This is a genomic window from Enterococcus sp. 4E1_DIV0656 (assembly GCF_002140695.1).
GTDB classification, from domain to species: Bacteria; Bacillota; Bacilli; order Lactobacillales; family Enterococcaceae; genus Enterococcus_D; species Enterococcus_D entomosocium.
The window spans coordinates 35,640-56,610 of record NZ_NGLF01000005.1 but is presented as its reverse complement, the minus strand read 5'-3'; the positions used below and the strand labels follow the sequence as shown (position 1 = coordinate 56,610).

Sequence of the window (20,971 nt, the reverse complement as noted above, 5' to 3'; positions counted from 1 at the left end):
GTTTAAATATAGTTTTTTTGATTGTGTAAACTGAGATATTACTTTCAGACAATCAAAAAAGGGGATGCGACATGCGATCAGGCTCCTACACCTGAGCACATGTATGCATGAATATTAGATGAATCGACGCTCTAATATCATGGTGCATACCCCCTCTGTTGGGCTACGCCCAACGAGGTTTAGTTTAGCATAGAATAGCTTCTTCGTCACGCCCAAATGGGGACGACTGTAGACTTTTCTTGTTAAATATCTCGTTGGAAATAGTTGAGCAGTTAGGGGTGCCACGTGATTTAGGTCATGTGGCACCCTTTTTTGTTTGCCTGAAAACAATTTAACACAATTCGTCAATTTTTTGGAGGTGGAAAAACTGGATCAGCAGGAATTTCAAGAGTTTCTTAATAAAAATAGCGGAAAAGTCTTTACGATAGAGCAGCTTCAACAGCAACGACGAGAAAATAGGCTTCCTGAAGTTAATATTCCTAGCTTTTTGGCACTATTACGGCATACGAACCGAGTAAAGCGTGATTATCAGCGTAAAGATGGTTTACTGGAAAGTGTATTTCAAATTATTCCCTGAGAAAGGACTGGTATAAATGGCTGTTACAAAAAGAAAATCCAAAATCCGAGCTGTGACTTCAGTCTGTTCGTTGTCTGACATAGAGAATCGCGCGTTGTCTATCCGGTTATTTGACCAAACAACATGGATTAATATGGGCGACGGCCGGATAATAAATCCTCAAACCAAAGAGATTGAAGCTCTGATCAAAAAATTCGATGAGATTCGAACGGCCACGCTTCCTGGCAAAATAGTTTTTGCCAAGCGCTACAATCGTTGGGCCCCACTGTGCTTAGTGGAAAAACCTTATAAAATCCGGTCATAAAGGATCAACACTAGATTAAAAAGTATTTCTACTTGCAAGTGAACACTTGCGTGTCCTTTGAAATGAGAATACACAAGAATAGCAAAAAAGACGTGGGAGTCTGACTGTCTATAACACGTCGCTATTCACACAAAGGACAGGGCTTAAAGCGACTATTGGATAGCTTTAAGCGTTGAAGTTTCTATGGATTCCTGGCAGACAGCTTGCAGATGGATGTCTGGGCTGGGCATTACTGGTAGTGAAAAAGTAGAAGAGGTAGCTCGGAATCCTAAACCGGCAGGTTCTCACTAAGCCTAAAAGTGATTCCAATAATCATTTGTGAGTAAAAATATTTTTTAATCGAATATTGATTTCACGTTCAGGAAGAATGATCAGCTATTTTTTCTTCTCTTTTATTTTTAAATAGAGGCGGTCCAAAGGGAAAGATACTTGATTTTTAAATTGTTCATGTAAATCGCTGTAAAGGAGACAGGGGATGAAAAAGGAAGGTAATCAAAAAAAGGTTGATGATAAAGGGAAGATTGAACTCAAAATTGCCGACTTCAGGAATGAGTATTTAAGGCAGAAAAATATCTCTGAAAGTCAATACTCCATAAGTAAACTAGAAGAACAGAAATCACGTATTGAACGTGAGATAGAGATTGTTCATAGAGAATTAGAATTTTTGAGTAAGTTAATTGATCAACCGGTTAATAAGAGACTACGATTGATTTTACGAAATTCGATTAGTGTTTTACCGGTTATTTGGACAATTGTCTTGTTTCCTATGGGATTATGGAAGCTTTTGCCCATGTTTTTAAAAGCTATCAGGGAATTTAATATTATCGATTTAACACATGATAGTCCGATTTTATTTATGTATGAATTAGCAAATGAGTTTACAGATTTGTTTATAGTATTATTACTAGCGATTATCTGGTTCTACGTTTCAGCAGGGTTTTGGTTTACAGATGATTTAAACATTCGGCTAAAGTGTGTAACTGATAAGGGATTATTCCTAGCACTAGAAAATCGACAAGAAAGTTTCAGTTGTAAAGAAGGAGAATTATCGAGTTTACTAGAAGAGATTGCCGCGCTGGAAAATAAAAACTCTCAAGGAGATACGATATGACAGAAGTTCAGCAATTAATTTCATTTATGGAAACAGGTAGACGGAAAATGATTAGCTTGACTGAATATATTGGAATACAAAAGAAAAAGGGCTCTTGGAATAATTTGCGAGGATTGAATTTGCGTCGAGAGCTTAGTCTTACTGATCAATTCGAAGTCTCGTATATTCGTAAACAGATTGACGACGAAATTTCTATCACAGAAACGATCGTGAGATATACACCAGACATTCTCATATTTAAGAGATAACTGTACAAAAAGCGATGGGAAAACCATTCGCTTTTTTTATTACCACTAATCAGAAAGGGAAGATTACAAATTATGGAACAAAAAGAGGCATATTGTGTAGTTAGAAAGAGACACTGTAAATTATATAAAGCAGGTCACACGAGTAGTTTTATTGATAAAGGAGATTACTATATTGCAATTGGATATCCGATTTTCAATAGTGGTGCAGTAGATATTCATGAACTCCGTTCTGGCAAGGGAATTCAAATATTAGAAACAAAGAAATGTTATGACATTTCGAAGATTTATAAATCTAAAAAAAATGTACGGCTATTCCTTAGTGACCCGAAGCAGCTGCTGGATTTTTAGTAGACAAAGAAAGGAAACTCTCATGAAAAAATTAGAAGATTATGTCAAAGATGGTTGGCAGGTACAGCTGACGTTATCACCGAGTGAAGAGGGAATCATTTACAGTACTTGGACGTACGACCATCCAGATAAAGAAATGCTGGCATTGGTTGGAACAGGGAAATCTATGGAATCAATGCTAAAGGATCTTCAAGAATGTGAAGCGGAGATCTACCCTAAATTGAGTAAGGGGAAACAGTCCAATGAGGCATTTAGGAAGTATAAACCAATCATTCAATGGGATTCAGGATTACCCGTCCACTTTTTCTAATGAAGAGGTCATCAATGGTTTTCAGTCAAAGAGATTTAATGAGACAAAAATGCGATAGAACAAGGAGAGAGGGAGTAACAATGTATTCAAAAGAAGCTATTGAACAAAACGACCGGACACTTGCATTAATTGCCACATGGTTTTGGAGAGTATGTATTGTTGGTTTTCTAATAGTAATAATGGGATCAATTTCTTTTTGGAGTTATAGCCTTGCAGGATTCATTCGTATGCCAGCGTTCCTTTTCTTCTTATGGCATTTAGTTCTTTCTCTATATATAACATTAGCTATTAAACTTATTTGATTATTATCTGGATATTAGTAGAAAGAAAAGTAGCTTTTTGGTATTCTTAATATATAAATTCAATAAAATAGTCATTTTTTTATAATTAATAGACGTTTTTTGAAAAATATTTTACCAATAGAAAAAGGTGTTACCATGCAAGAAAACGCAATTTATAACATATTTGGTGAACCGATGGTTCTAGAAAAAGGAAAACTCTATTCTTGTTATGTAGGAAAAAAGGGGATTGTCTGCCGAGAGGAAAAGCGAACACAGTCGAAAAAAGCTGAGAAGTTATAGACTGTTTTGATTCTTGGCTGAGATTTGTCAGGGACAACAGCTTAAATAATCCATTTACCAATGTGTCAAAACAAGAATTGCCTTTTTGTTTGATCACTTCCATTGTTGTTGCGTCTCTTTCAGTGCGAATCTCTCTTAAGACTTACACGCTGAAAGAGTTCCTTGGCAAATTTCAGTTAAAAATCATTTGTTTAATCAAGTCTGTAGTAATAGAAATAGTTTGATGCATCAGTTGCTAAACCAAAAGTATCACCTATAACGAATGTATCTGGACTAGCAATAATATCGGCTAGGCTAAAAGTATTTGCTTCACGATCAACAATCGTTAGAGGGAAAGTAAACTCCTCTTCGTTCGTTGAAACTGTCGCAGCATTTGCGTCCTCAAAGTGAACAAAAGAAATCAATGCTTCACCTAAGTCAATCAGGTCTTTGTTTAAAGCCATTTGTAGCTGGTCAAAAGCAGAAAGCTCATTTATATTCGAGCTTTCTACAGTTTCGCGGTATTCATTCCTGGTATTGCGAGTTTGGTAAATCAAAAGACAACTGATACCAATAAAGAGAATTGGTAGAATGTAAAATATTTTTTTCTTCAAGCTAGCTATTCTCCTTTCTTGGGTTGACCAGATAATGAATTTTTACGTGCCTCAATTCTTTTAGCGTAAGTTTCTATATCACTTTTTAAATATAACCTTACCGTTCTTGTTCCTGTACCATACTCTAAAAAAGGAAGAACATACTTTAGATTAATTGCTTGCGAAAAGGCCGCGTAACTTTGACCCGTAAGCTTTGCTGCTTCATTCCGAGTTATCAGGTTTTCTTTTGCCCAGGATTGTACATCTTCTAAAGTTTCTAATTTCAATAGATCCACCTCCTACTAATATTGTAATAATAAACTTATTATACTGAACTGAGAAAAAATTTCAAATAACTATTTACATATCATAGTTAGTTTGTTATCATAAACTTATAATAAAAACACAAAGAAAGAAGGAAGAATAAATGAAATTATTAAAAGTGTTAGCTGTCGGAATCACAGTTGGTGGAATGGCTTTAGCTATTCATACGGAGAAGGCTGAAGCAGCAGAATGGACGCCACGTTCAGTCGAACAAATCAAGGCTGATATTACCGGCAAAGAGTACACAATCGTATGGGGAGATACACTTAGTGCCATAAGTGAAGCTACTAATATTACAGTAGAACGTTTAGCACAATGGAATAATATCAGTAATATTGATTTGATTTTTGCAGGCAACAAATTGGTATTTGAAGGAAACGTCGTTTCTTTGAAAGATTCTGATGGAAATACGATTAGCCAAGCAGTGATCCAAGACCAAGATAAAAATGATCCAACGAAACCAATCGGTGGTGGTTCTAACACGTCTAACAACGGCAATGGCTCTGGTAGCAACACCAATCCTACAACACCTCCGGCAAGCGGAGACAACGGCTCTGGAAGTGATAATGGAACAACGACACCTCCAACTGGTGGTGACAATGGGGAATCAACAGATCGCGAGGTCACAGTTACTATTGTAGGCGAGAATGCAATGTTCACTCGTTTCCGTGTAGGACCTTTCAATAATACAGACGAAGCCTCTCAGTGGGTTAGAGAAAATTATCCGAATGGCATTAAAGGCTATGAAGTACATCCTGATGGTGACTACATCTATATTGAATTTGAAATTGCCAAAGACGACCAAGTAACACCTCCAACAGATGGTGATAATGGTTCTGGTGGAGACAACGGATCAGGTGGCGAAGAAACTACACCTCCAACAGATGGTGGTGGAGATAACGGCTCAGGAGGAGACAACGGTTCTGGTGGGGGAGAAACAGATGCCAATACACCAGTTAATTTAGGAAATAGCGGTATTTTCAAACCAACAGTTGCTGAAGCTAACGCAGCCGCGTATGCGTTGTGGGCAGAAGGAAAATTTGTTGAATTCACTCATTTTGTAGTGTATCCAGCATTAAATGCCAATGGAGATATCATTGGTTATACAGTTAATTTTGACTAAAAACAATAAAATATAGATAGCTAAGAGAAAAGCAACTGCTTTTCTCTTTTTTGTGGGGTGGACAATGTATAATAAATGTCGTAGTCCCTCTGAATAAATAGCTTTTACAAAGGCGAATGAGCAATCATTTGTCTTTTTTTTATTATTTAAGAGGAGGATATTATGAAAATAAAAAAATGGCGAAAGATAATTAGTCTGTTTGTCTTATCATTTGTGATCACTACAAGTTTACCAGTAGAGATTTTTGCCGAATCCGTGGTTGATCGGATATCAGAAAGTTCTAAAGATGCTAGTGCAACACAAGAATCTGAGGATCAAAACAAAAATAGTAATCAGGGTAACGACAAACAAAGTGTAACAGATGCAGATAATAAAGACTTTATCGGGCCAATCAAGACCGGCGAGAGTCAAAATGCAAATGATGGACCAAACGTCGAGGTAAGAGAAGTCCCTGATGACATGAAACAATTCTTTATTGGTGAAAAAGACTTACACTCGCTTGGTTCATACTCTGAACAAGAAGAGCTGGCTGAACAATCAAAAGAATGGCAAGATCTGAAGAAAGAAAGTTTCGCAAGAAGTACTTCTTATCGTCTGTCAGAAAATGGTCGGATGAACGCTGATGTTGCTAGGTATACTCCTGATGGTTCTTGGTATACGCATGATATCATCATACGTTGGCAAATTGACAACGAAGATGTGTTTTGTATTCAAGAAGGTGTATTTACTGAAGCAGGAATACTTTATGATCAGAAGTTAGATCTTAATACTGTATTAAATGGGGAAACAGCAGCTAGATTATCTCGAATTGGGTACTTTGGATACTATCAATCGAGATCAATGCAAAATTATGCTTTGACACAGATGATGATATGGAATGAAATGGGCGGTAGTTTTATTAATTACGGCGTATTTGGAAAATCAACATATGATAATTTTGTTTCAAAAGTTAATTCTGATATAGCTAATTTTAGACAAACACCTTCTTGGCATAATACAAGTATTACTGTAAAAGTGGGTGAAGAAACTAGAATATCTGACTCCAATAATCGATTCTCGTCTTGGAATGGTTCTATAATCACGAATACTTCTGGCGTAAACGTCCGCAAAGATGGAAATGACTTAGTTATTACAGCAACAGCTTCTTCTAACGAATCTGGACTGGTTAGGTTAAGTCAATTTGATCCAAATGGTTCTGGGATTGGTACTTCCTTTGCTTATACAAATGGCGTAGCACAAGACCTTTCAAGATTACATTTACCAGACCCAGGTCAGGCAACCCTGAATATAAATGTTTTAAAAGAAGGGCATGCACGAGTTCGAAAAGTGGATGAAACAACAGGAGAAGCATTAGCTGGTGCTGTTTTCCGCTTTACCACAAATGACAACCAATCCAGAGAGTTTACGACCAATGCACAAGGGATCGCTGAATGGCGTGACTTGATGCACGACACAGAAGTAACGATGGAGGAAATCAAAGCCCCAACAGGGTATGTCTTAAATAAAACACCGCAAAAAATCACGATTCGAGCGAATGAAACGACCACAGCGACGTTTGATAATCGCGCGCAGCTAGGAACGATCACGATTGATAAATCCGGTGTCGAGTTTAATAAAGATATGCCAAATGGTAATTATACTTTAGCAGGAAATGTCTTTGAGATTTACGAAGGTACAGACACCAATGGTAACTTAGTAGATACGATCACGACAGATGCTAATGGAACTGCTAAAAGCAGAAACTTGCCTTTAGGCACCTACACAGTGAAGGAAATCGAAGCGTCTGAAGGCTTTGTGCTGAACACAGACACATGGACGGTGGAAATTGAGTATGCCGGACAAACGGTCGAAATCACAAACGTTGATCAAGCAATTGAAAATAAGGAACAAAAAGGCAATGTTGTCTTGAAGAAACGTGACAAAGAAACGAACGATGTCCCACAAGGGGAAGCAACCTTTGAAGGTGCGAAGTTTGATTTGTTCCGTACGTCAGATGATGAAAAACTAGGCACCTATACGACAGACGCAAACGGTGAGCTGACCGTTCGTGATCTTCTTTTAGATAACTATTACTTTGTTGAGGTAGAAGCCCCTGAAGGATACGTGATTGATGATACACCAGTACCTTTCACGATCGCTTATGCCGGACAAACAGCTGAAGTCGCAGTTGAAGCAAATGCTACAAAAGAAAACCAAGTAATCACTGGTGGGTTTGACTTAATCAAAATCGGCAACTACAGCTGGTGGAATAACGCTTGGAACTGGATCACAGGAAAAGACGAATCAGACCAACCCCTGGTATTAGAAGGCGTTGAGTTTACGGTGTATCAAGACTTTGGAAACAAAGAAGAAGTCGCACGAAAAGTGACGGATGCAACTGGCCATGTAAAATTTGATGGACTACCATATGGCACGTATCGCGTTTCAGAAACAAAAGTACCGACAGGTTACCATGGAATCAAAGACTTCTATGTTACGATCACAGAACATGGACAAACGTTCCATTATGTCATTGAAAACAAGGTAAAAGAAGCAAAGGTTCGCTTTGTAAAAGTTGACGAAGAAACTGGCAAAGAGATTGTCAGATCTAAAGCAGGTTTCGAAATTTATTCAGAAACGACAGGCGAACAATTGAAAATGAAAGACTTTGAAGGTGTCGAACATTCCGTTTTCTACACGAATGAAGAAGGTATTCTTCAACTGCCAACACAATTTGCGTTTGGAGAATATAAAGCAGTTGAAGTAGAGGCGCCCGAGGGATACGTCCTAGCTGACGAACCAGCATACTTTGAAGTCACTGGTGAAGAAGAAGACGGGATTGTCTTAGTTGTGATCACCAACAAGAACCAAATGGGGCAATTAGAAGTCAATAAAACGGTTGAAACGAATGTATCTATTTCAACACAAGAAAGTGAACACGGCGAGTATAGCCAATTTGATTTTGAGCAACATGCAGGCGTTGGCTTTGAGTTTAAGATTCGCCCAACGGAAGATATCGTTACAGGAGACAACACGGTTCGTTATCCAGCCAACGAGTTCTTACAAGAAGATGGCGAGGATTTTGTTTGGACGACTGATGAAGAAGGACGTTTCGTGACTGATGCAATTCTCTATATCGGAAGCTACGAGCTTGTCGAAGTTGGCGCACCAAAAGGTGTCGTCTTATTAGAAGACCCAATTCCTTTTGAAATCGAGTATGCCGGACAGGCGCTAGAAATCACTTCAAGCAATTTAGAAGTAGAGAATTTCTTGCAAGATATCAATATTTACGGCCAAAAGGACCAAGAAGTAGTGGTTGATTGGGCAGAGGGTCAAGCAGTGATCGATGTCGAAGCAGCGAACAATGGCCAAGTATTTGCCTTACGATTGGCAGAAGAACTGACAATCGGAGATACTGTTTTAGAAGCCGACACGACGTTGGCTTATACCATCGTAGAAGAAGGTGTTATTGCGTTTAAAAGCTTGAAATTGCCAAATCAGACGATTCAAATGTACCTTCAAGAAGTAGACGCTGGTTCTGATCACGTATTGAATGAAGCGAAATACTTCTTCACTTATGAGCCAGAAACTAACGAGCAAACACATGATATTCATGTATCTGCTAAGCAAACAGAAATGGAAGGGTCGGAAGAAGATCCTGAACAGCCAAATGAAGAAGAGCCAGCTGAAAAAGACGAAAACACTGAAGAAACAGATGTTGACGTTGATCAAGAAAACGAAAATGCTTCAGAAGATCCAGAAGCAGACGCTGATGCTTCTGAAGAACAAGACAACGATTCGAACGAAACTGGGGAAGCAGAACAAGAAGACGCTGAAGAAGAGTCCGACGCGATTTTAAACAAACTGGCACGTGCCAATGTAAAAGTGATCAAGACGGACGGTATGGATCAAAAAGCACTACAAGGTGTTGAATTTGATTTGATTCGCATTGGGGAGTTCAAACAAATCGATTCAGATCCGGAAGACGAAACAACTGAAGGTGAAGAGGAACAAGCGCCAGAAGAAGAAGGTGCTGAAGAATCTGAAGTAGAAACACCAGAAGCACCAGAAACGCTCTCAGAAGGCGCAGAAGAACCAGACGAAACACCTGGCGATAAAGACGCAGATGAGGAAGAACCGACGTTAGAGGACGACACGCGGACGGTAATTGGAACCTACGTCACCGATGAAAATGGCGAAATCGCTATTGAAGATTTACCAACCGGTCAATATGTGCTGGTTGAAACGAAACCACTTGAGTGGTATCACGAAAATGACGAAGAGTATGCTTTTGAGATTTCAGCTGAAAATAATGGTGAAACGATTATTATTGAAGTTGAAAACAATCGTTTGGATTTAGAAATCGAAACGCTCTTTGCGGAAACAGAAATAGGAGCAAAAGTGGTCGATCCAACCGTTGATAACAAATTAACGGATTATGCTTGGACTTTAGGCGGCAAAGAATGCCATGAGTACTTTGTCGTGACACAATTTATCAATGTAGAGACAGAAGAAGTGGTTGATACTGTGATTTCTTCCTTTGTTTCAACAGGAGAAGAAGAACAGGACCTTCTCTTTGATGTAATGATTCCAGCGAACACCATGAAAGATGGAGACGAGTTGGTCGCCACCCACATGGTGTATAGTGATGAGGATCTTACAGACCTTGTGAGTGATCACTTTGATTTACAAAATAAAGAGCAAACAGTCACATTTGAAAAACCAGCTGAAGAAGCGCCGGCAATCCCGCAAGCAGGCAGCGTGACAACTTGGACATGGATTCAAGAAACATTTTCAAAGCTGTTCAAATAAAATACTTGAATTAAAGGCAAAGCTGATTACCAGTTTTGCCTTTTTCTATTAGCCAGGAGGTGAGAGACGTTACTAAGAAAAAGGTAATCAAAATCGGACGATCGGGAGCAAAAAGAAAAAAACGAATCCTTATAGCGGTAGGGTCTGCAGGTATATTTCTTTTTGTGTCTATTTTTTTCTTGATTGGATATCTACAACAACGATCGTTTGAAACAAGCATTGCAGAAATACAGGCTGAAGCGTTGACTGTGATGGAAAACAAAGAAGAGATCAAGGCTAGACCAGCAGATTATTCGGGCATGGACGTAGAGACGTTAGAGCCAGGAACATTGAACGTAAATGTTCAGGATCAAGTTTCTCAATTTGGTGTGGGAACGATTGTAATTCCTTCAATTGGTTTGAAATTACCGGTACTAGAAGGAATCACTCAAGCAAACATTAGTATTGGTGTAGGTACGGTGAAACCGAATCAAGCAATCGGAAAAGGCAACTTTGCCTTATTAGGACACTATATGACGAATAGTGGACTTCTGCTAGGAGGGCTGAAACAAGTCTCTAAAGGGGACGAGATCCATCTAACGTATTTTGACAAGCAAGCGACGTATCGAGTCGTCGAGAGCAAAGTGATACACCAATCTGAAGGGAAATACATGTTAGATGATCCTGAAGAACCACACTATTTGACACTGCTAACCTGTGATGGTAGTCGAGTGGGAACAGACTATCGATTAATGGTTCGTGCCGAACCGATTGAGTAAATGAGGAGTGAAGGAAATGCCCGCAAAAAAGACAAGCCTGATTATTGATTCCGCTAAGGAACTACTAGAAGAAAGTGGTAGGAACTTTAATCAGTGGAAGAAAGAAATCCTAAGAACGAAAAAACTGGAAATTATGGAAGGAAAAAATCTTCAGTGGGAAAATTCAATTGTTGAAGAAGCCGCCTTAGAAGTGATCACCACAGAATTAAAGGAACGTCGAAAGAAAGAAAAAAACACTAGAGAAATAAATAAAAATGTAGAACAAGAAGGAGTCGAATATCCATGAAAGCAACAGTCTTAAGCCTAGTCGTGTTACCTCAAAATGATTTAATTTCAAATTTGGTCAACTCTCTGAATACAGTAGTCTCAGCAGCGCAGACATTAGCACCAGCAGTAGCAGCAGTGATCGGAGTAGGAGCCATGTTGATGTATATGTACTCAGATAAGTTTGCCGATGTAGCTAAAACAAAGATGTTCAAAATCTTTGTCGGTGTAGGTGTTATTGCAGGGATCACTACGGTTATTAACTGGATGACAAGTACCGCAAAGTTCTAAAAACAAACCAGCTAAGTATTTGGCTTAGCTGGTTTGCTTTTTATTGAAGTACAGGAAAGAAAGGGGAAAAAATGTATTTACTTAAGTTTGTTAAGGTACCTAAGACAGTAAAAAAACGGAAAGTCCTCCCGTTGAAAAAGTGGCTATATCTCCCACAAGCGCAAGATTTGTATTTTCAAGTCATTGAAAATGAAGCGTATGAAGGTGAAATGACCTTATTGGTCCGGAATCAAGAAAACTTGCAAGAGATTCAGTTTGATATTTCCTACGAAGAAGGCTACACCTTATCGGATTTGATAAGCCAGGATTTAATCAAGGAGATTCGAAGCACAGCTGACGAAAATTTGCGGACCTCTTTAGAAATTATGGAAAATGAGATCAGCTTGTCGTTTTCTGAACCTATTACAATAGAATCAACGGAAACAGAAGGAACTAAGGCGAACCTTTTCTCAACAATTGGATCAAAACTTCCATTTAAGAAAAAAGAAGATGTCACGGAGGAACTTGCTGAAGAAGAACAACCTGAATCAGTTGAAGAAGTCATGGAACCAGAAGAAGAAAGCTATGTTCCAGATTATGAAGAGGGAGAGGAAACTGAAAAGGAACTCCTGCTTCAACCCCTTGAAGAAACTGAAGAGCCAAGAATTGATCAAAAAGCAACAAGTGATAAAAAAATGGAACCAAATATTCCAGAAGAAAACAAACAAAAGATTCCTTCTCTACAGGAATATGTATCAGTTGAAGAAGCACCGGTGATCAAAGAAATAGACCAGGTGATCGATCAGATGGATGAACGGGTAAAAAATGGGTTAAACCACGTCTTGTCTGAATTCAATTTGTCCAACCCAACGACATTTATCGAGAAGAAACAAAAAGAATTTATTGAAAAATCTTTTACAAAAGATTTTTATTCGTCCCTCATTTCTAGCTTGGTAGAGACGAAAAGTAATTTATTAAATACGGCTATATTAACATTGACCGAACAGTATGAACGGCAGGCAAAGCAAAGTGATCCCTCAGCGCTTCAAAAAGAGATCGCCGCCATTAAAGCGAATGTTGAGAGTCGCTGGCAACAAGAACTAACCAAACGAATCCAAGCAATTTCAGGAAGACACAAACAAACGATCGATCAACTAAGAGTGAAACAAGAGGAAGAACTCGCACAATTGAAATTAAAGCATAGTCAAGAAATTGCCCACCATAACAATAGCTATGCAACCGAAAAAGAACAGCTTGAAAAAGAGATTCAAGAAATGATTGAACAAGAATCACAGACCAATATCCAGCATTTCAAAAAAGAAGCAACTCGAAAAATGGAGCTGGACAATCTTCAAGCGTTAGAAACATTTAAAATCGCTCAATTTGAAAGTATGCGTAAGGTCGTGACAGAGACTTTGACAAATGCTAAGAAGAATGAAGGGAATTATCTAAATGCGCTCAAAAAACGTTTAGAAGACGAACAACCAACGTTTGAACAAAAGTATAGTCGGTGGTTAGAAATGCAGCGAGCGGAGGAAATCAAAAGAAAGGAACAAGAAGAATTGAGACTTAAAGAGCGTGAAATCGAAGTCCAAGAGAAAAAAGTTGCCCTGGAAGAAAAAACGATTCAAGAAACCGTTGATTCCACAAAACGTATGGAAAAACAAAACCATGAACTCCTTGTCGCACAACAGGCCCAATTACTTGAAACAATCAAAGCTTTTCAGATTAACCCTCCGGCTACACTTCCTCAACCGACAGAGACTAGTCCAATTCAGCAACCAAAAAATACCTGGTGGAAAGGATTCTTTGTCGCGACGATCACTTTTGTAACGATCGGGGGCATTGGCACGTTACTTTATACGATTCATAATGTCTATGCCGCTCAAGAACAAACGACACAAGTGATCCAGAAGCAAACCAGTGAAATGGAGCAACGCTTAATGGGAGTGATAGAAAATCAATCGACACAGACCACACAAAGTACGGAAGAAACACCACCACAAACGTTTGAAGAATATTTGATTGAAGACCAGTACTTAGAAGCCGCAGAGACGTTCCCAGAGAAGAAAAAAGACATCGTCGATTATTTACTTGCACAAGGAGATAAAAGCCATCTGAATGAGTTTTTAGAGGCATATCCAACGACTGATAAATTACAGTTGTTAAAGGTGGCTATCTTGAACGGGGATAGTGAAGAAATTTTTGATCTTTATCGGGAAAATGATTGGGATACACTAAAAAAATTATCAGCTGTTCAAAAAGAAAAGCTAGCGTTGGTTTTATACCAAGAAAACTATGCGGTAGAAGCAAATTTACTATTAGAAGATTAGACAAATAAATCGTTAAAAAAAGCAATCTAACTATAGACTGCTTTTTTTGTTGTCTTTTCACTTGAAAAAGGAGAGAAGGAATGGAAGAACAAGCTTTAGAATTTCTACTTCGTTATTCCGATTGGATAAAAGACGCAGGATTTTTCAGTTCTATTTGGCATATGTTTATCATGTGGCTAATTAAAATATCCTATCATATTGCTGTATATACGGAAAAAGTCATTGATCAGATTTTTAAGATCACAGGCTTTCTTGACGAGGGCATGATTGGGACCGTTTATACCAGTATGCGGATTTTGGCTGCTTCGGTATTGACGGTTACACTCCTTTATATCGTCTACAAATACATGTTTAGCGATCGAGTTGATTTAAAAGGTAGCCTTCTTCGAGGGATTATTTTTCTGAATTTGATTATCTATCTACCAGGACTGATGAACTCCGCTATGAATGTCACGAAAGCGACTTTTGATGCTTCAAAAGACTTACATGGCACTGGATCAAGCTTATCCTACAATATTGTGCAAAGTAATATGGCGGATCTCACTTACTTATCGAGAAATGGCTTTGAATTGCTTGATAGCAACGATACAAAAGACCGGACAATGAATTTATCGGAGAATGCGTTCAAAAATGCCGATTTAACAGAAATGATTTTACCTAGTGATATCGGAGATTTAAAGAAAACAGCAAGCAATGAAGAAAACACAGAAGCTTTAGGCTACCAAATCAAGGTAGATGATGATGGATCACTTTATGCAGACAAAATTAAAAACGGTTGGTTTTCAACGTTTGATAATGGGAAATTCCGATTTAGTGCAGATACTTCAACGATTTTGATTTCCTTATGGACAATGACATTTGTCTATCTTTGTTCAGGATTCACTATTGGCGCAGCAATCTTGGAATTAGTTTTCGCTCGAATTTTGTTCCCAGTTTTGGCGGCCATGGATATTGAAACAGGTCAAAAAGTGAAAAGGATTTTTGAAGATATGGGAAATACGTTCGTGACGATCATGCTGACTGGTTTTTCAATCAGCTTATTTTCGATTTACTTCACGTATCTTGCCACATTGAACCTAAATATAGTCGCTTATGCCATTTTATGTCTGGTGGGTGTGTCTATGGCAATGACCGGTCCAAGAACGTTTGGAAAATATTTAGGCGTGGATACTAGCGTTCGAAGCGGGTTCAAATCAATTGTGGGTGGATACTATGGGGCGAAAGCGGCCATGGGCATTGGAAAATCTGCAGTCGGTTTAGGCGAAGCAGCGTTGCATGCACCGGAAACAATACGTGCGACAGGTGGCAAAATCAAGAATGGTGTCGCTAATAAACTAGATAGCGATAAGAAAATGCTGAAGAATATTGGTGAGGGCGCTCAAGATGGATTCAATAAAGCTAAGGATCATATCGACAATAAACTTGATGATAAAGTCGATGAAATCTTTGATAATCCACCAACGACCTTGGAAAACAGTAGTCCGATTCCTGAAGAGCAGTACGAAAAAGAAAATCTCAACCAATCGATCGACGGACAAGAAACTTCCAAAAATGAAGAAACGAAAGATACGGATAAAACTAATGGCGAGCTTGATCAAGACGGGAAAGCCATTACAGCTGATGCGGATAATAGTACGCAAAAAGAACACAACACAGTACAAGAGTCAGCTAACGAGAAATCTGTTTCTGATAGCGAGCTGAATACTGAAGGGCATGATTTGTCTGAAACCTCTGAAGCTCATGGAGAAGAAACAGACGAGAACGGAAAAGTGATTGTTCAAGATTCTCCAACGAAAGAGGATAAAACGATAAATGACGCTTCAGGTATCGACATGAATGGATCGGATCAACGTCTTGAAAACCTGGAAAATGAAGAACAAACGAATGGTAAACCGTCGGTTGATTCAGAAGGAAGTACCGAATCTGATCCTCAGAATAAAATGAATCCAGCAGTTGAAAATCCTGACAAGAAAAAAGTTAGCCAGGGTTCAGAAGAAGCACCTAAGAAAAACCCTACAGAAGTCGACGCACCTCAAGTAGCACAAAACAAGGGGGATTCTTCGCAGAAACAGGTCGTACAGACTGAACAATCAACCCTAGCAAGAAAAGAAGAACAGGTTGAAGGAAATCGCCCTGAAACTGTTTCTAAGGTCACTGAATCGACAAAGGATAATCAAGGATCGATAAGGCAAGAAAACGGAGCTATAAAGCCGTCAGAAACCTTAAAATCAACAGATAGAACAATTTATAAGGAATCTGAAGCGAAACCAATTTGGGAAGAAAAGAAACAAAGTGACACACGATTTGCAAGTGCAAATGACAGCCTGAAGAACATGAATGCAGAAGATTATTTGCCACCAAGAAATAATGATCGAGGTGATAGAAATGGCGAATAAATACCAACACATGAAAATCCAAAAAAACATTAAACAAGAAGTCCGGCTGAAGGCGTTCTACTTTTTGGATCTCGCTTTGATTCTAGGGCTTTGTGGCGGCATGTTCTATCTTCAAGATTTCATTCAGCTGCCGATTGGGCATTTTATCGTCATTGAATGTTTGTTATTTGCTTTAGGCATATTCTTATGCGCGAAACCAAGTAGCAATGGCGGGCATAGAAACCTCTACACGCTTTATTGTCTGCTTAAAATGGATCGAACCACCTACGGCGTTCAGAGCTATAAGAAAGGAGCAAATTAGCGTAATGGCAAAGATAAAACAAGGAACAAGTCAGAAAAAGCGTCCCCTGAAAAAAGGGGAGCTTCCTTCTGTACAAGAAGTAATCCCTATCAAGAGAATGGATCAAAACGACGTGGTAAAGGACGACGATAGCTATTTGGCTTTCTTGAAGGTTTCTACCCAAGATATCAACGGACTAAGCGCACAAGAACAACAGCAAGCACAGTCTCAATTTGAAAACCTCTCACGGATCTATGACGATGATATGAGTATTTTATCCATGATGTTTCCTACAAACATTGATTCTAATCTAACCTTTTGGAATAAAAAGCTGATGCAAGCAAAAAAAAGGCAAAACATGGCACAAATGATGATTTGTCGAGAACAGATTCAGCGCCTTTTATGGGTAGAAATGGAACTATCTAATCTAGAGTTTTACTGTATGGTCTATGGAAAAACAAAAAAAGACATCATGTTAGCCAAAACGTTAATGAAACGTTCAGGTGGATCACTTCTAAAAATTAGAGATGTGAGTGCAGGCCAGACAGAAAAAATTCTTACAAAACTGTTTAATATGAATACAGCGATTTAGGAGGAAATTATGCTATCGAGAAAAGAAGTATTGGATCTAGAAAAAAAGGGCTATGACTTAGACTTTATTTCTAGAATTCAACCCCAGGGGGGATTTAAGCCGACGGAAGACAAAATTATCGCTGGTGACGGCGTGTATGCGACATTGCACGTTTATGAGCTTCCGAAAAATCCAGTACCTTTTTGGCTTACTGCCCTTATGGGAAACCGGAATACAGTAACGAAGGTGGATATTGCCCCTTTAGAAAAAGAGCGAGCCTTGAAGGATATCAACAATTCCTTGAACGAATATCGCGAACAAGCAACAGAAGGACGGACACAGACTGATCGAAACGACGCCGCAGCTGAGTATCGATCGTTAGAACGATATGCTTCAGAAATCAAGCAAGGGGGAGAGGTAACGAAATTAGTTGATATCCGGATCTATTTAGTCGCCGATACACAAGAGGAACTAGATAAGGAATTTACTACCCTTAGAAAATCACTCAAAGCTTCAGACTACAAAGTTGTGGCGTTTATTGGAAAACCGCTCACCGAATGGCTTGCTTTTGCTCAAAGCTACACCGAGCAACAGAAGATGCCTGGGGCAAGAGCAGGACTTACCGTCGGTACAACAGCAATCGGCGGTAGTTACCCGTTCAATCATAAGTATCTAGTTGATCCAAGAGGGCAGTATTTGGGTCAAACAGACACAGGTGGACCGTTCATTTATGATCCTTTTTACGTAACCAGCGTACGTAAATCCTTCAGCTCAATCCTTCTAGGAAAACCAGGAATGGGAAAGTCCACTCTCCTCAAGCTGATTGAGGAGGGCCTGTTCGGTAGAAATACGTGTATACGCGGATTTGAAAAAAATGGTGACTGGAAAAAGACGATCGGACACCAAAAGGGCAGAATCGTTGATTTGTCTGGAAGAGGCGGCATGCTAAACCCCTTGGAACCATTGGCCACAATTACGGATGATACCGGAACGAAGATCGATCAGCTCAATAGTTATTTGCAACATCGAGCGAAATTCTTCAATCAAATTCGCTTCTTGAATCCGTCCATGCGTTCAGTTGATGTTCTCGATTTTGGAAAGATACTTGACGCTTTTTACATTGAAAAAGGACTTCTACCAGACAATTATATGGCAAAAGAAAATCAAATGAATATTAATATCATTGGTTTAGATCCCAAACAGTATCCAATCATGAGTGAATTTAATGCCTTCTTAAACGAATACGTCAATAATGGCTACAAAGATCGAGTGACGAGCGTAAAAATGGTCGAAATGGAGAACTTTTTATCAGTCATAGATTCAATGACCAACCAGTATGGTTCGATATTCAATGGTACTACATCATTTAAGAATTTGAATGATGAACAGGTATTGTTTTTCGATATTGAAACGATCGGTCACTTTGATACAGAAATCTACAAGTGCCTATTGTTTACTGCTATGAACATTGTTTGGAATCAAGCACTGAATAACGGTCGGCGACAAAAAATCGCACTTGCGAATAATGAAATCGAGATCGACGATGTCGTCTTCTTTGCTTTCTTCTTAGATGAGTGTCAGGAGATTCTTAGTCCGGACACTGTATTCGTGGTTACTCAAGTTGTGAAGTTCTTAAAAGAAATGCGAAAATTCTCAGCTGGTGCTTTCTTTGCGACACAATCTCCACAAGAATTGTTACCTGAAAATTCTTCTGATGATTATATCTCAAAAATCAAACAGGTATTTGAATTGTGTTCAAGTAAGTTCTTCTTAGGGTTAGATGCTTCCGTTGCAGGCACGATGAGAAAAGCGATGGGGAGTCTTTTAACTGAAGGGCAATACAATGATTTGGCAATGATGGAACAAGGTGAAGTATTTATCAATTTGGGTGGAACGAATAACTATAAAATCACAACAGATCCTGATGAAAAACAATTGATACGATTTGCTGGGGGACATTAATACTCAGATTTAGTTGAGGAAAGGAGGGCATTGTGTTTAGGAAAATTTTACGAGTCATAACTGGCGAAGCAACGAAAAGGGAAAAATTCATGCTTGCATTAAAGGCTTTCGGAAGTTTGTTTTTTACTACCGGCGGTCTTTTTTTAGTGTTTATTTTTGTGTCGGTCACTATGATTGTCTCCATGACGAACTCGTCAAAAGATGAAGGGGTAGGGAGCGCTCAAAATATACCGGCGGATGTATTAAAGTGGGAATCCTACTTTGTCAGAGAAGCACAAAAATACGATATTGTGGATCATGTGCCAATTCTTATGGCTATCACGACAGTTGAAACGGGCGGACGTTTGCCAGACATCATGCAGTCTTCAGAGAGTGCTGGATTGCCGATGAACACGATCGATAATGAACCCGATTCGATCGCTCAAGGGGTGAAACACTACGCGAGTGCATTACAGTTATCAGAAGCCGCAGGTACGGATAAATGGACCGTTGTTCAAGCTTATAACTTCGGGACAAGTTATATCGGCTACGTGTCGCAACGAGGGAAAAATCATACGATCGATTTAGCAGAAGCCTATTCAAGGGACGTGGTAGCTCCTTCTTTAGGCAATGTTTTAGGAAGTACGTATCGCTATGTCAATGCTGTTTCAGAAGCGAATGGACGCCCCTATTTGTATTGGAATGGGGGGAATTTCCATTATGTTGACTTGGTTAGGCAGTATCTAAGCCAAGGTGAAGTTGGCGGAAACGAAGGGTTCATTTTACCGTTGAGTCCACCAAACATAACTTCATGGTTTGGTATGCGTATTCTGGGCGGAGTAGAACAATTCCATCGAGGAATCGACTTTGGCCATCCGCAAGGTACACCAATAAAGGCAATCGCTGATGGTGTCGTCATTGCGTCTGAATACCATAATTCCTGGGGGAATTACGTCCGTATCGAACATGCCAATGGTTATTGTAGCCTGTACGCACACAATGTTTCAAACAACGTAAAAGTCGGCGATCAGGTGAAACAAGGGGATATTATTGGTCATGTTGGAAACACTGGAAATAGTTTCGGCGCTCACCTTCATTTGGAAATATCCACGTCACGAGATTTGACAGCCGCAAGCTTATTAGACCCAGCAGAGGTTCTGGGAATCAGTCGATGAAAGGAAAAATAAATGAAAGAAAACGAGAAAAAGATCATAGGAATTGGCGTAGGTGTAGGTGTAGTTATTTTAGCGATACTGGCTATGACAGGATTCTTTCGCTCGGATAATGAAGAAGAGCCAAGTACCGTTGAGAGTCGCACAGAGGAAACCATTTCTTCTGAAACGTCCACTCAAATTACAGAAGATAGCACGCAAGAATCTTTATTAGAAGAAATACTAGGGGAAGAAAAAACAGAAGAATCGACACCTGAAAGTTTAGAAGTGATCCCAGAATCAGATGTAGACAATGCGTATATCGAGTGGCAACAAAAATCAGAATATGAACGAGAAATGAAGAAAGTAAACGAGTCATTCATTACTGCATATTATGGAAACTTAGAACCAAGAGAACGAAATGCCAAGCTGAAAGAGTTAGTCACAGAATCTGTTTTTGAGGAAGAAGAAATGCCTGAAAGTGGCCAAGTATTCCAACCATACATTGAAGATTTAGAAACTGAATCGATCGTAAAAACTGTTGATCATATCCAAGGAACTGTAATCAATATTCTTTCAATGAAGGTCGATAATATACCACAAAAAATGCTTGTGACAGTTTCAATGGTTCAATCAGATGGATGGGTAATTGATCAAATAGGGTTCGAAGTTATTCTTTCTAATCAAGAGTAAGATCACAGAATAGAGAGGAAAAAGT

Annotated in this window: 21 protein-coding genes; 19 read left to right on the top strand and 2 right to left on the bottom strand. The window is 39.1% G+C overall.

All coding sequences use genetic code 11. From position 1 onward, the window contains the following. Positions 1 to 316: 316 nt before the first annotated feature. The 7 genes from A5882_RS20045 (at position 317) to A5882_RS19395 (ending at position 3,200) form a co-directional block, all read left to right on the top strand. Positions 317 to 577, top strand: a complete 261-nt coding sequence (locus A5882_RS20045; RefSeq protein WP_086373573.1) for a hypothetical protein — start codon at positions 317 to 319, stop codon at positions 575 to 577. 16 nt (positions 578 to 593) lie between these two features. Continuing rightward, complete coding sequence (locus A5882_RS19420; protein WP_086373572.1) at positions 594 to 881, top strand: hypothetical protein; 288 nt, start codon at positions 594 to 596, stop codon at positions 879 to 881. A gap of 475 nt (positions 882 to 1,356) precedes the next feature. Further along, positions 1,357 to 1,992: a hypothetical protein gene (locus A5882_RS19415; protein WP_086373571.1), complete on the top strand. Its 636-nt coding sequence runs from the start codon at positions 1,357 to 1,359 to the stop codon at positions 1,990 to 1,992. Further along, the gene (locus tag A5882_RS19410) at positions 1,989 to 2,240 is read left to right on the top strand and encodes a hypothetical protein (RefSeq protein ID WP_086373570.1); all 252 of its coding nucleotides are present in this window, start codon (positions 1,989 to 1,991) and stop codon (positions 2,238 to 2,240) included. The genes A5882_RS19415 and A5882_RS19410 overlap by 4 nt, the downstream gene beginning before the upstream one ends. Positions 2,241 to 2,312: 72 nt before the next feature. Further along, on the top strand, positions 2,313 to 2,588 hold the full coding sequence (locus A5882_RS19405) for a hypothetical protein (protein WP_086373569.1): 276 nt from the start codon (positions 2,313 to 2,315) through the stop codon (positions 2,586 to 2,588). 22 nt (positions 2,589 to 2,610) lie between these two features. Beyond that, a complete protein-coding gene (locus tag A5882_RS19400; protein WP_086373568.1) occupies positions 2,611 to 2,898 on the top strand; it encodes a hypothetical protein in 288 nt (95 codons plus the stop codon). A gap of 14 nt (positions 2,899 to 2,912) precedes the next feature. Beyond that, positions 2,913 to 3,200 carry a hypothetical protein gene (locus A5882_RS19395; RefSeq protein ID WP_086373567.1) on the top strand — a complete coding sequence of 96 codons (288 nt, stop codon included), beginning with the start codon at positions 2,913 to 2,915 and terminating at the stop codon, positions 3,198 to 3,200. Between the two features lie 470 nt (positions 3,201 to 3,670). Here the strand turns inward: A5882_RS19395 and A5882_RS19390 are convergent, their stop codons facing one another. Then, positions 3,671 to 4,072, bottom strand: coding sequence for a hypothetical protein (locus A5882_RS19390; RefSeq protein WP_086373566.1), 402 nt, complete (start codon positions 4,070 to 4,072; stop codon positions 3,671 to 3,673). A 5-nt stretch (positions 4,073 to 4,077) separates the two neighbouring features. After that, positions 4,078 to 4,347 carry a hypothetical protein gene (locus A5882_RS19385; RefSeq protein ID WP_086373565.1) on the bottom strand — a complete coding sequence of 90 codons (270 nt, stop codon included), beginning with the start codon at positions 4,345 to 4,347 and terminating at the stop codon, positions 4,078 to 4,080. 131 nt (positions 4,348 to 4,478) lie between these two features. Between A5882_RS19385 and A5882_RS19380 the strand changes: the two genes are divergently transcribed. The 12 genes from A5882_RS19380 (at position 4,479) to A5882_RS19325 (ending at position 20,946) form a co-directional block, all read left to right on the top strand. Continuing rightward, positions 4,479 to 5,498 (top strand): LysM domain-containing protein, encoded by a 1,020-nt coding sequence (locus tag A5882_RS19380; RefSeq protein WP_086373564.1) that lies wholly within the window; start codon positions 4,479 to 4,481, stop codon positions 5,496 to 5,498. A gap of 162 nt (positions 5,499 to 5,660) precedes the next feature. Further along, complete coding sequence (locus A5882_RS19375; RefSeq protein ID WP_086373563.1) at positions 5,661 to 10,289, top strand: SpaA isopeptide-forming pilin-related protein; 4,629 nt, start codon at positions 5,661 to 5,663, stop codon at positions 10,287 to 10,289. A gap of 164 nt (positions 10,290 to 10,453) precedes the next feature. Further along, the gene (locus tag A5882_RS19370; protein WP_086373562.1) at positions 10,454 to 11,047 is read left to right on the top strand and encodes a class A sortase; all 594 of its coding nucleotides are present in this window, start codon (positions 10,454 to 10,456) and stop codon (positions 11,045 to 11,047) included. Positions 11,048 to 11,063: 16 nt separating this feature from the next. After that, positions 11,064 to 11,333, top strand: coding sequence for a hypothetical protein (locus A5882_RS19365; protein WP_086373561.1), 270 nt, complete (start codon positions 11,064 to 11,066; stop codon positions 11,331 to 11,333). Beyond that, entirely contained in the window at positions 11,330 to 11,602 is a 273-nt protein-coding gene (locus tag A5882_RS19360) for a hypothetical protein (protein ID WP_086373560.1), read from the top strand. The genes A5882_RS19365 and A5882_RS19360 overlap by 4 nt, the downstream gene beginning before the upstream one ends. A gap of 131 nt (positions 11,603 to 11,733) precedes the next feature. After that, on the top strand, positions 11,734 to 13,914 hold the full coding sequence (locus A5882_RS19355; protein ID WP_139843273.1) for a hypothetical protein: 2,181 nt from the start codon (positions 11,734 to 11,736) through the stop codon (positions 13,912 to 13,914). 80 nt (positions 13,915 to 13,994) lie between these two features. Then, positions 13,995 to 16,310 (top strand): pLS20_p028 family conjugation system transmembrane protein, encoded by a 2,316-nt coding sequence (locus tag A5882_RS19350; protein ID WP_086373558.1) that lies wholly within the window; start codon positions 13,995 to 13,997, stop codon positions 16,308 to 16,310. Continuing rightward, on the top strand, positions 16,300 to 16,611 hold the full coding sequence (locus tag A5882_RS19345; RefSeq protein WP_086373557.1) for a DUF5592 family protein: 312 nt from the start codon (positions 16,300 to 16,302) through the stop codon (positions 16,609 to 16,611). Before A5882_RS19350 ends, A5882_RS19345 begins: the two co-directional genes overlap by 11 nt. A gap of 4 nt (positions 16,612 to 16,615) precedes the next feature. Then, positions 16,616 to 17,182: a hypothetical protein gene (locus tag A5882_RS19340; RefSeq protein WP_086373556.1), complete on the top strand. Its 567-nt coding sequence runs from the start codon at positions 16,616 to 16,618 to the stop codon at positions 17,180 to 17,182. Positions 17,183 to 17,191: 9 nt separating this feature from the next. Beyond that, on the top strand, positions 17,192 to 19,123 hold the full coding sequence (locus A5882_RS19335) for a VirB4 family type IV secretion system protein (protein WP_086373555.1): 1,932 nt from the start codon (positions 17,192 to 17,194) through the stop codon (positions 19,121 to 19,123). Positions 19,124 to 19,155: 32 nt separating this feature from the next. Then, entirely contained in the window at positions 19,156 to 20,277 is a 1,122-nt protein-coding gene (locus tag A5882_RS19330) for a lysozyme family protein (RefSeq protein ID WP_086373554.1), read from the top strand. Between the two features lie 12 nt (positions 20,278 to 20,289). Then, positions 20,290 to 20,946, top strand: coding sequence for a hypothetical protein (locus tag A5882_RS19325; protein WP_086373553.1), 657 nt, complete (start codon positions 20,290 to 20,292; stop codon positions 20,944 to 20,946). Positions 20,947 to 20,971: the final 25 nt, after the last annotated feature.